This is a genomic window from Marmoricola sp. RAF53 (genome assembly GCF_052114005.1).
Lineage (GTDB): Bacteria > Actinomycetota > Actinomycetes > Propionibacteriales > Nocardioidaceae > Marmoricola.
Map to the genome: position 1 here is coordinate 1 of NZ_JBFRDX010000044.1, position 10,589 is coordinate 10,589.

Annotated in this window: 10 protein-coding genes; 2 read left to right on the forward strand and 8 right to left on the reverse strand. The window is 72.6% G+C overall.

The window, feature by feature from the left end:
* The 4 genes from AB4Y76_RS21075 to pepN form a co-directional block, all read right to left on the reverse strand.
* Positions 1 to 954: AAA family ATPase (locus AB4Y76_RS21075; RefSeq protein WP_441928920.1), on the reverse strand; the 954-nt coding region annotated here is incomplete at its 3' end.
* Positions 954 to 2,126, reverse strand: a complete 1,173-nt coding sequence (locus tag AB4Y76_RS21080; RefSeq protein ID WP_441928922.1) for an exonuclease SbcCD subunit D — start codon at positions 2,124 to 2,126, stop codon at positions 954 to 956. The genes AB4Y76_RS21075 and AB4Y76_RS21080, both read right to left, overlap by 1 nt.
* Positions 2,127 to 2,164: 38 nt before the next feature.
* Positions 2,165 to 2,992 carry a formate dehydrogenase accessory sulfurtransferase FdhD gene (locus tag AB4Y76_RS21085; RefSeq protein WP_441928924.1) on the reverse strand — a complete coding sequence of 276 codons (828 nt, stop codon included), beginning with the start codon at positions 2,990 to 2,992 and terminating at the stop codon, positions 2,165 to 2,167.
* Complete coding sequence (pepN, locus tag AB4Y76_RS21090; RefSeq protein WP_441928926.1) at positions 2,989 to 5,472, reverse strand: aminopeptidase N; 2,484 nt, start codon at positions 5,470 to 5,472, stop codon at positions 2,989 to 2,991. The genes AB4Y76_RS21085 and pepN overlap by 4 nt, the downstream gene beginning before the upstream one ends.
* Positions 5,473 to 5,495: 23 nt before the next feature.
* On the opposite strand from pepN, the gene AB4Y76_RS21095 reads away from it, so the two are divergent.
* The gene (locus AB4Y76_RS21095) at positions 5,496 to 6,242 is read left to right on the forward strand and encodes a hypothetical protein (RefSeq protein WP_441928928.1); all 747 of its coding nucleotides are present in this window, start codon (positions 5,496 to 5,498) and stop codon (positions 6,240 to 6,242) included.
* A 30-nt stretch (positions 6,243 to 6,272) separates the two neighbouring features.
* A complete protein-coding gene (locus tag AB4Y76_RS21100; RefSeq protein ID WP_441928930.1) occupies positions 6,273 to 6,731 on the forward strand; it encodes an OsmC family protein in 459 nt (152 codons plus the stop codon).
* Here AB4Y76_RS21100 and AB4Y76_RS21105 read toward each other — a convergent pair.
* The 4 genes from AB4Y76_RS21105 to AB4Y76_RS21120 all read right to left on the reverse strand — a co-directional run.
* Entirely contained in the window at positions 6,715 to 7,416 is a 702-nt protein-coding gene (locus tag AB4Y76_RS21105) for a peptidylprolyl isomerase (RefSeq protein WP_441928932.1), read from the reverse strand. The two genes, AB4Y76_RS21100 and AB4Y76_RS21105, sit on opposite strands and share 17 nt — an antisense overlap.
* Before the next feature lie 75 nt (positions 7,417 to 7,491).
* Positions 7,492 to 8,328, reverse strand: a complete 837-nt coding sequence (locus tag AB4Y76_RS21110) for an aldo/keto reductase (protein WP_441928934.1) — start codon at positions 8,326 to 8,328, stop codon at positions 7,492 to 7,494.
* 248 nt (positions 8,329 to 8,576) lie between these two features.
* Positions 8,577 to 9,224 (reverse strand): aspartate/glutamate racemase family protein, encoded by a 648-nt coding sequence (locus tag AB4Y76_RS21115; protein ID WP_441928935.1) that lies wholly within the window; start codon positions 9,222 to 9,224, stop codon positions 8,577 to 8,579.
* Positions 9,225 to 9,228: 4 nt separating this feature from the next.
* Positions 9,229 to 10,589: DUF7507 domain-containing protein (locus AB4Y76_RS21120; RefSeq protein ID WP_441928937.1), on the reverse strand; the 1,361-nt coding region annotated here is incomplete at its 5' end.

Sequence of the window (10,589 nt, forward strand, 5' to 3'; positions counted from 1 at the left end):
GTGCAGGGCCAGGTCGCGCTGGCGCTCCTCGTGGTCGGCGCGCTGCGCGTCCAGGGCGGCGAGCTCGGCCGTGGCGGAGCGCGCCTGCCGGACGAGCGCGGCACGCCCCTGGGCCTCGGCCAGGTCCGCCGCGGCCTCGGTCTCGACCGCGGCCGCGGCCTCGCGTGCCTCCGCGGCGGCGTCCCGTGCCGCGGCGCTCCTCACGAGGACCTGCTCGTTCCACTCGGTGACGGCTCCGCTGTCGGCGGCCGCCGCGAGGTCCTCGGCGAGCTCCTCGGGCAGCGGTACGCCGCCGGCCTCCTCGATCCGGTGCAGCACGCCGCGGGCGCTCACCGCAGCGGCCTCGTGCGCCCGCCGGGTCTGGCCACGACGCTCGACCAGCCACTTCTCGACACGCTCGAACCGGTCGGTCCGGAACAGCTGCTGCAGGACCGCGTGCCGCTCGGCCGAGGTCGCCCGAAGGAACGCCTGGAACCGGCCCTGGGGCAGCATCGCCACCTGGGTGAACTGGCTGCAGGTCATCCCGAGCAGGTCGCCGACGAGCAGACCGGCGTCGTCGAGCCGGTTGGTGAGCCCGACCCAGTCGCCGGCCCGGAGCTCTTCGACCACGACGTGGGCCTGGACCTTGGTCTCGCCGTGACCGCGCAGCTTGGGCCGGGTCCAGGTGGGGGAGCGGTGGAACCGGAACCGGCGCTCGCCGATGCTCAGCTCCAGCACGACCCGGGGCTCCTTGCCGGGGTCGGCGTGGTCGCTGCGCAGGTGCTTGGCACCCGCCCGGTCGCCCGGCACCTGGCCGTAGAGCGCGAAGCAGACCGCGTCGAGCACGCTGGTCTTGCCGGCACCCGTCGCCCCGGTCAGCAGGAACACCCCGGCCGAGGACAGCGCGTCGAAGTCCACCTCGACGGTGTCCGGGAACGGCCCGAACGCGGTGACCGACAGGTGGTGCAGGCGCATCAGGCCACCGCCGGCCCAGGATCTGCGACGGGATCTGCGTCCGGTTCGCGGGCGGCGGCGTCGCAGGCCGCGGCGAGCAGCGCGCTCTCCGTGTCCGTGGCGGGGGTGCCGCGCACCGCGGCGACGAAGTCGAGCGCGACCTCGTGGTCCGAGCGACCTTCCAGGCGGGTCGCCCGCTCCCGCTCGGCCGCGGCCGGGGGAGCGAACTGGAGCGCGACGACGTGCGGGAAACGCACCTGGAGTCGGGCCATCGCCTGGACCGGACGCACCGGGTCGGTGAGATTGATCTGGAGCCAGTCGTCCTCGTGCGCCCGGTAGCGCTCCGCGGTGAGCAACTCGTCGATCGTCCCGGAGAGGCGGGCGAGGCGGCGCGGCACCGGTGCCTCCAGGAAGCGGGAGCCGCTCACCCCGTCGGGGCCGACGTCGACCAGCCAGGACCCCTTGACGTGGTCGGTCTCGGAGAACGAGTACGCCAGCGGGGACCCCGAGTACCGGACCGACTCGGACAGCAGCGCGCGGCCGTGCAGGTGGCCGAGGGCGACGTAGGAGAAGCCGTCGAACAGGTCCAGCGGGACCACGGAGACGCCGCCGACGGCGATGTCGCGCTCGGAGTCGCTGGCGGCGCCCCCGGCGACGAACGCGTGCGCGACGGCGACCGCCCGGGTCCCGGCCGGCCGGTCGGCGAGGTCGGCCCGGATCCGGCGCACGGCCTCGGCGAGCGCGGCGGCGTGGGACCGGGCCGGGAGGTCCCAGCGGTGGCGGAGCAGGTCCGGCTCAAGGTAGGGGAGGGCGTAGACCGCGACCGGGCCGTGCTCGTCCTCGACGAGGACCGGCTCGGCGACCCGCTCGGGGTCGGTGCGGAGGTGGAAGCCGGCCGCGTCGATCAGGCGCGAGTTGATGCCGAGCCGGGTGGCCGAGTCGTGGTTGCCGCTGCTGACCACGACCCGGGCGCGGGTGGCGGCGAGCCGGGCGAAGGCGTCGTCCGCCAGTGCGACCGCGTCGACGGGCGGGAGGGCGCGGTCGAACACGTCGCCGGCGACCAGCACCAGGTCGACCTCGTGCGTGGTGATCGCCTCGACCAGGTGGTCGAGGAACGCGGCCTGGTGCGCGAGCATGCTCTGACCGTGGAACTGCCGTCCCAGGTGCCAGTCGGAGGTGTGGAGGATGCGCACGCGACCACGCTAGGAGAGGGCGCGGACATTCCCCTCTCTCACACGCCGAGCACGGCCGCGCCGGCGTACACGACACAACGGTCGGCGCGGGTGAACCCGACCAGGGCGATGCCGGCCTCCTCGGCCAGACCGACCGCCAGCGAGGACGGTGCGCCGACCGCGACCAGTACGCCGATCCGGGACACCACCGCCTTCTGGACCAGCTCGAACCCGATCCGCCCGCTCAGCACCAGCACCGGCGGAACCGGGAACCCGGCCAGCAGCCGCGCCCCCACGGCCTTGTCGACGGCGTTGTGCCGGCCGACGTCCTCCCGGACCACCACCACCGTCCCGTCGGCCTCGAAGAGCCCGGCCGCGTGCAGCCCGCCGGTGCGGTCGAACCCCGGCTGGGCGGTCCGCAGCCGGGCGGGCAGCGTGCGGAGCAGGTCGACCGCCATCGGTAGGACGACCGGCGGTTCCGGCACCTCGGCCAGCACGTCGCGGACCGAGTCGGCGCCGCAGACGCCGCAGGCCGACGAGACCAGCCGGGCCTCGGGGAGCCGCAGCGGTGGGCCGCTGGACTCCACGGTGACGACGTTGAACTCCTGCTCCGGGGCGAGATCGGCGTCGGTGCAGTACCGGACGACGGCCACGTCCGCCGGCCGGAGCACCTGCTCGTGCACCAGCCAGCCGGCGGCCAGCTCGAAGTCGTGCCCGGGCGTCCGCATCGTCAGCCCGACCCGGCGCGCCGGGAGCCCGGGTGCGACCAGCCGGATCTCCAGCGGCTCCTCGGTCGCCAGCCGGTCCTCGCGCTCGATCCGGGCGTCGCCGTCCAGGTCGACCACGCGGGTGCGGACCGACGGCCCCGGGCGGCGCGGCCTGGTCACGACGGTGCCGGTACGCCGTACCGCGCCCGGGTGGCGAGCCGGCAGCGGAGCTCGTCGCCGTCGTCGGTCAGCATCCGGCGCAGGCTGAGGTTCAGGTCCGGGTCGGCGAGCAGCGCGTCGGTCCGGTCCAGGACGTCCTGGCGCAGCACGGTGATCGGGTAGAAGAAGTGAGCGCCGTCGGCCAGACCCCAGCCGGCCCGGACCTTCGTGGTCGCCGGAAGCTCGGCGAAGTAGCGCTCGACGTACGGGTCGAGCAGGTCGTCGCGACCGCTCTGCCAGAAACCGGTGCCGGCCGCCTCCACCTCGTAGTTGGACGCGACCGCTTCCCCGGTGAACCGCTGCCACGCCCACGCCTTCGCGTCCGGCTCCGGCAGCCGTGCGCGGCACCACGCGTGCGCGACCTGGGTCTTCGCGTCGTTCTCGTGGGCCAGCTCGCGGTCGAGCTCGTCCACGTCGGTGTCGCCGAGCGAGGCCAGCCGCTTGAAGACCCGCCAGCGCAGCCCGGCGTCCGCGGTGATCCCGTCGGGGACGTCGCCGCCCAGCACCTCGCGCAGCCAGAACGCCTCCGGTGCCGTGCCGATCGCCGCCTGGTACGCCGCGAACTGCAGGTCCGACCCGGCCGGGGCCGAGCCGACCCGCTCCAGGAACGCCGCGTGCAGCCGGGCGCGCGCCGTCTCCGGCGCCCGGAGCACCGGCAGCAGCTTCTCGTGCACGGTGCCCCGCGAACCTTCCCCGTCGTCGCCGGCCCAGACGCCGAGCATGCCGAGCGCGCTGTCCTGCTGCTCGTCGGGGATGCCGGCGCAGAGCAGGTCCACGGCGTGATCCGGGTCGAGCCGGGCGTGGTGCACACCGTTCTTCGCCGTGATCCAGAGCGACGCCCGCGCCATCGGGTCCGCGACCGTGCCCACCAGCCCCGGCAGCGCCGCCGCCGTCTCCGCGTCGAAGGTCAGGTCGGCCCAGGTCTCCACCGACGGGTCCGGCACGACGGCGGCGCCGGCCGGCACCACCAGCGGGGTCCGGTCCTGGGCGACCGCGACTTTCGTCGTCGACCAGGCCGTGCCGTCGTGAACGGCGACGTCCAGCGCGTGCGGGCGGTGCACCTCGGGGCCCGGGGGCGTCGTGCGCACCAGCACCCCGGCCTCGCGGTCCAGGTCGATCAGGTCCAGCCCCGCGGTCCGCAGCCAGGCCGCGGTCCACGCGTCGAGGGCCCCGGCGCCGGCCCGTTCCCAGCTCGCGAACAGGTCACGCATGGTCGCGTTGCCGAACGCGTGCAGTGCGAAGTGCTCGCGCACGCCCGCGAAGAACACGTCGTCGCCGACCTGGTTCGCCAGCTGGGTGAGCACGGCGTGGCCCTTGGAGTAGGAGATCCCGTCGAAGTCCTGCAGCGCCGCGTCGGCGTCGAGGGCGCCGGTCCCCGCAACCGGGTGGGTCGAGGGCCGCGAGTCCGCCGTCAGGCCCCAGTTCTTCCGGGTGATCGCGGCCCACACGAGCGCCTCGGAGTACTCGGTGACCTCGGCCGTGACCCGGTTGCCCATGTACTCGGCGAACGCCTCGTTGAGCCAGAGGTCGTCCCACCACTTCGGGGTGACCAGGTTGCCGAACCACTGGTGCGCCATCTCGTGCGCCACCGTCGTCGCGCGCTGCACCCGCATGCTGCGGGACACCTTCGTGGTGAACAGCAGCGCCTCGCGGAAGGTGACGCACCCCGGGTTCTCCATCGCGCCGGCGTTGAACTCGGGCACGAACGCCTGGTCGTACTTCCCGAACGGGTACCGGACCCCGAAGAGCCGGTGGAACTCGTCGAAGCACTGCCGGGTCATGGTGAGGAGCTCCTCGGCGTCGGCCTCGAGCGCCGCTGCCATCGAGGACCGGCAGAGCAGGCCGAGCGGGATGCCGTCGTGCTCCTCGGCGATCCGGTGGTACGGGCCGGCCACCAGGGTGACGAAGTACGTCGACAGCGGCCGGCTCGGCTCGAACTCCCAGACACCGTCGCCGACGTGCCGCCCGGGCGCGTTCGCGGTGACGTTCCAGTCCGCCGGCGCGGTCACGTGCAGCGTGTACGGCGCCTTCAGGTCGGGCTGGTCGAAGCAGGCGAACACCGACGGCGCCGCGCTCATGAAGCTCATCTGGTAGACGTAGGCCCGCCCGTCCGCCGGGTCGAGCGACCGGTGCAGTCCCTCGCCGTCGTTGCGGAAGCCCATCGTGGCCTCGACCTCGATCCGGTGCTCGCCGGGTGCGAGCACGAGCGGGAACCGGCCGTCCGCCCAGTCCGCGACGTCGAGCGCGGCGCCGTCCAGGCGGATCGCGCCGACGGCGACCGCCTTGAGATCGAGGAACGTCTCCCCGCCCTGGGACACGAGATCGATCACGGTCCGGCTGGCGAACGTGGCCTCCTCGCGCAGGTCGAGGGTCACGTCGTACCCGGTGACGGTCAGGAGCTCGAATCGGGCGACGGCTTCGTCGCGCTGCAGACTGCGCACGGAGACCACACTAGGGTTCGACCATGACGGAACCCACGCGGCCCGGCGGGCGTCGTACCGGCATGAGGAACTTCCGGGTGCTCGGCGCCGCGGCGCTGCTGGCGTTCGTCGCCGGTTGCGGCAGCTCGGGCGACAGCGACGCGAGCGGCAGCGCCTCCTCGCCGGAGGTGTCGAACGCGGTCTGCCCGCACGCGACCGGCTCCCCGGACTTCCAGCTCGACCTCGACGGCGACGGCACCCCGGACGACGTCGCCCAGGTGCCGGCGAGCGGGGGTTGCCCCGCCGTCCTCGAGGCCCACGTCGGCGACGACACCCTCCAGGCCGAGCTCGACGGGGACCTCCCGGTCACGTCGTTCGCGGCGGTCCGGTTCACCGGCCGGGACGGCGACGTCCTGCTGACCACCCAGGCGCACCCGCGCGGCGGCTCCCAGACCCGCCTCTTCGGGTACGACGCCCGCACGTTCGCCGAGCTGCTGGCCGACGGGAAGCCGGTCTTCGACTTCGTCGCCACCGATGCCCCGACCGAGCACGTCTCCGCCGCGTGCACTGCGGACGGGTTCGCGGTCACCGAGGCGGTCGCGCACCAGCCGGCGGGTGTGGTGCCGGCCTGGGACGTCTACCGGACGCCGTACGCCGTCGCCGGCAACGACGTGACCGCCGGCGCGCGCACCGAGGTCGACGACAACGTGCTCGAGTCGCAGCTGCCGTCGAAGTACCCCGACGTCGTGAAGGGCGCGATGTTCGAGAACTGCCGCGCCGGGGTCAACTGACCGTCCGCACCGCATGGCAGGCTGGGTCGCATGACCCAGGTCCCGAACCCCCAGGCACCGCGTGACACCCGTCGTACCGTCGAGCTGACCCGGATCGGCGACGGCCGCTACAAGGCCACGAACTGGCGCGGGGGAGTGCTCCCGGTCGGGAGCGGCGACGACCCCGACTTCACCCCGGTCGAGCTGCTGCTCGCCGCGATCGCCGGCTGCGGCGCCATCGACGTCGACCTGATCACCGGCAAGCGGGCGCAGGCGGAGTCGCTCGACGTGCACGTCGAGGGCCACAAGGTGCGTGACGAGGGCGGCAACCACCTCACCGACCTGAAGGTCACCTTCGACCTCCGGTTCCCCGACGGCGAGGCCGGCGACGCCGCCCGCGCGGTCCTCGACGACGCGATCGCGAAGACCCGCGACCGGCTCTGCACGGTCAGCCGCACCGTGGCGCTCGGGGCGCCGGTGGCGATGGAGTCGGCTACTTCACCGAGGTGATCGTGACCGGGTTCTTGGGGGCGCCGTCCCCGGGACCCATGCCGTTCTCCTGGCCGATGCCGGCGGCGCCGATCTCCTTGACGACCTTGAGGCCGGCCGCGTCCATGTGGCCGAGGACGGTGTAGTCCGGCGGGAACGTCGAGTTTCCGTAGACGAGGAAGAACTGCGACCCGTTCGACGCCGGGCCGCCGGCGTTCGCCATGGCCACGACCCCTGCGTTGTAGGTGCAGAATTCCTGTCCGCCCTGGGTGCCGCACGGCTGGAGCCGCTCGTCGTTCTTGACCAGCTCGTTGGCGAACACGTAGCCGGGGCCGCCACTGCCGGTGCCGGTCGGATCGCCGCACTGCAGGACGTAGTAGCCGTTCGTGGTCAGCCGGTGGCACCGGGTGTCGTCGAAGAAGCCCTGGTCGGCCAGCGAGACGAACGAGTTGACCGCGCACGGGGCGGTGTCGGGCTCGAGGGTGACCGGGATGTCACCGGCGCTGGTGCTGATCGTCAGCTCGGCCGGGTTCTTCGGGTCCGGGGTCGAGGGCGGCATCGAGACCTTGCGGGCCGCGTCCCCGGACTTCGTGTAGGTGCACGGCCCGTCGTCGGCGGTCGTCGAGGACTTGTCGTCCGCGCTGCCGCAGCCGGCGAGGACGAGCAGCGGCAGCAGGACGAGGGCGAGGACGCGGAGCCGGATCACGCGGTGATGCTACCGGCGACGCAGAAGGGCCACCGGCGGTTCGCCGATGGCCCTTCTGGTGTGCGTGTGACGAGATCACATCTCGTAGTGCTCGTTCGGGTCGCCGCCGAAGAGCCGCCCGTCCTCGCGGCCGAGCGCGGTGATCGCGTCGACCTCGTCGTCGGAGAGCTCGAAGCCGAAGATGTCGCCGTTGCTGTGCTGGTGCGCCGGGACGGTCGACTTCGGGATCGGGACCGAGCCGAGCTGGAAGTGCCAGCGGAGCACGACCTGCGCGGGGGAGACCCGGTGGGCGTCGGCCGCGTTGCGGACGGCGTCCTCCTCGAAGAGCGCCTTGGCCTTGGCCAGCGGGCTCCAGGCGACCGTGCGGATGCCGAGCGCGTCGTGGACGGCGCGGAGCTCCTCCTGCGGGAAGTACGGGTGCATCTCGATCTGGTTGACCGCGGGAACGACGCCGCTGGTGTCCATGATCCGGTCGAGGTGCTCGGCGGTGAAGTTGGAGACGCCGATGGTGGTGACCAGGCCGTCGCGCTGCAGGTCGACGAGCGCGCGCCAGGCCTCGGTGTACTCGTCACGCTTCGGGTTCGGCCAGTGGATCAGGTGCAGGTCGATCTGGTCGAGACCGAGGCGGCCGAGCGACTCGTGCGTGGACACGATGGCGTCGTCGTACGCGTGGTGGCGACCGGGGAGCTTGCTGGTCACGCGGAACTCGGGGCGCGGAACGCCGGAACGCCGAATGGCCTCACCCACGGTCATCTCGTTGCCGTAGTTGACCGCCGTGTCGAGGAGGCGGTAGCCGGTCTCGACCGCGCTCAGGATGGCGTCGAGCCCGTCCGCTCCCTGGAGGCCGGTCGTCCCGAACCCGACGGCGGGCAGCTCGGTGCCGTCATTGAGGTCATAAATCGGAATTTCCATGACGAAACCTTCTCACGAATCTGTAGTCACTTGCACACGAACACGGGTCACAGCATGGCCACCCCTGTCTTGCTCCCACGTGGCCACGCTGTCCTGACCTTAGCGACATTTCCCACGTGATTCACCGGTAACACCTCCGGAGGTCCCGTCTGCTCGGGGTGCTGAACAGGACGGGACACCAGGGAAGACGGGGAAGCTGGCGGTTCGTGACGTGGCATTCCGGGGAAATCGGCGACCCGGCGCGCGGTTCAGCGGTCCGGGAGGAGCGTGAAGGCGTGCCGGACGGCGCTCGCGGGGCTGCTGAGCACACGCACCCCGCCGTCCTCGAGGAGCCGCGCGGCCGGGGCGGCACTGGCCTGAGCGAGGACGACGACGTCCACCCGGCCGGCGAGGTCGCGCGCGGCCGCGGCGACCCGTGCGACGTACGCCGCGTGCTGCCCGGCCTCGAAGAGGTCCCAGGCGCCGTCGGCCAGGACGAGATCGATCTCGGGTTCGGCGCCCGCGGCGAGCGCCTCCTGCTCCAGAAGCACCCGCGTCGGCTCGAGCGTGGACTCGACGGCCGCGACGACGCCGACCCGACCGCCGGCGACCACCGCGGCGCGCGCCATGGGCCGGTCGACCCGGAACGTCGTCACCCCCGCCGGTCCGGTCTCCTCGGCGACCGGACCGATCGTGGAGCAGGTGCAGACCAGGACGTCGGCACCCTCCTCGTGGAGCCGGGCGAGCTGCGCGGCCACCGCCTCCCGTACGGCGTCCGGCCCGGAGTCCCGGGCCCGCTCCAGCAGCGACTCGTCGACGAGGTGGATCGTCCCTACGCCGGGGCGGTCCCCGTGCACCAGGGCGTCGAACGTCGGGATGTGGACCGGGGAGGTGTGCAGGAAGCCGATCGTGGGCACCGGGTCACTCTGCCACCCGGGAACGCCTCGTGCGGAGGATCAGGAGGAACCCTCCGACGAGAAGTCCCGTCCCCAGCAACCCGATCCAGCGCGCCGGGCCGCCGGTCTGCGGGAGCTGGGCGGCCGGGTGGTGCGGCGCAGCCGGCGGCAACGGAGGCAGCGGTGCCTGTTCGGTGCTGACCACGACGGTCGAGGACGGTGCGGCGACGACCGCGTCCCCCGGGCCGTTGGCAGCCGCGGTGGCCACGTTCCGGATCTCGCCGGTCCGCTCGTCCGCCGCGGTCACGGTGTACCCGGTGTTCGCCGTGCAGGTCAGCGACTGGGCCGGCGCCAGCGACTGCTTCGGACAGATCACGTGGATCCCGGTCTGGTCCAGCATCGGGTCGGTGACGGTGAACCCGTCGAGGGTGACGGTGCCCGTGTTGGTCAGCACGAACTCGTAACCGATCGTGTCTCCCGCGTCGGTCAGGCCGTTGCCGTTCGTGTCGGTGACCCCGGTGACCTTCTTCTTCAGGTCCAGGCCGGAGGCCCGGTCCATCGGAGTGGTGGTCGACTCGCCCGGGTCGCCAGGACTGGTGACCCGGGCGCCGTTCGGGTCGGTTCCGTTCGCGGTGGCCACGTTCACCACGGCGCCGGCGTCCATGTCGGGCTGGGTGATGACGTAGGGGTTGGTGGCCGCGCAGCTGGTGCTGTCGTTCGGGACCAGTTTCGTGGCCTGGCAGGTCACGGCACCAGCCGTCGGGTCACTGATGGCCAGGTTGTCGATGGTGACGGTGCCGGTGTTGGTGACGGTGAAGGTGTAGTCGATGGTGTCTCCGGCGTCGTCCCTGCCGTTGTTGTTGGCGTCGCTGACGGCCGAGGCGTGCTTGACCATCGCCAGGCTCGGGTTCTGGGTCGGCTTGGTCGATGTCGTGCTGTCGGGCGAGGTCGTGGTCGTCCCGGCTGGGTTGGTTCCGGTGGCGGTGGCGGAGTTGTCGACCTTGCCGGCATTCATGTCGTCAAGAGTGATGACGTAGGGGCTGGCCGGGGTGCAGTTGGCGAGGGCGCCCGGTGCCAGGGTGGTGGGCTGGCAGGTGATCGCGATCCCGGCGTCGGCCAGCAGCTGGTCGGTGATGGCCAGGTTGCTGATCTTGACGGTGCCGGTGTTGGTGACGGTGAAGGTGTAGTCGATGGTGTCCCCGGCATCGTGGCCGTTGCCGTCGAGGTCGTTGACCGCGCTGGCCTGCTTGAGCAGGGAGAGGGAGGGTGCCGGCGTCAGGGCGGTCGTGGTGCTGTCGCCGGTTCCGGTCTGGTTGGTCACGGTGTTGTGGTCCGGGTCCTCACCCGAGGCGGAGGCCACGTTCACCACGGCGCCGGTGTCCATGT

Excerpts from the sequence above, each read along its gene's own strand:
- AB4Y76_RS21110 (WP_441928934.1), bottom strand. The coding sequence starts at position 8,328 with ATGGAAATTCCGATTTATGACCTCAATGACGGCACCGAGCTGCCCGCC.
- AB4Y76_RS21095 (WP_441928928.1), top strand. The coding sequence starts at position 5,496 with ATGACGGAACCCACGCGGCCCGGCGGGCGTCGTACCGGCATGAGGAAC.
- AB4Y76_RS21100 (WP_441928930.1), top strand. The coding sequence starts at position 6,273 with ATGACCCAGGTCCCGAACCCCCAGGCACCGCGTGACACCCGTCGTACC.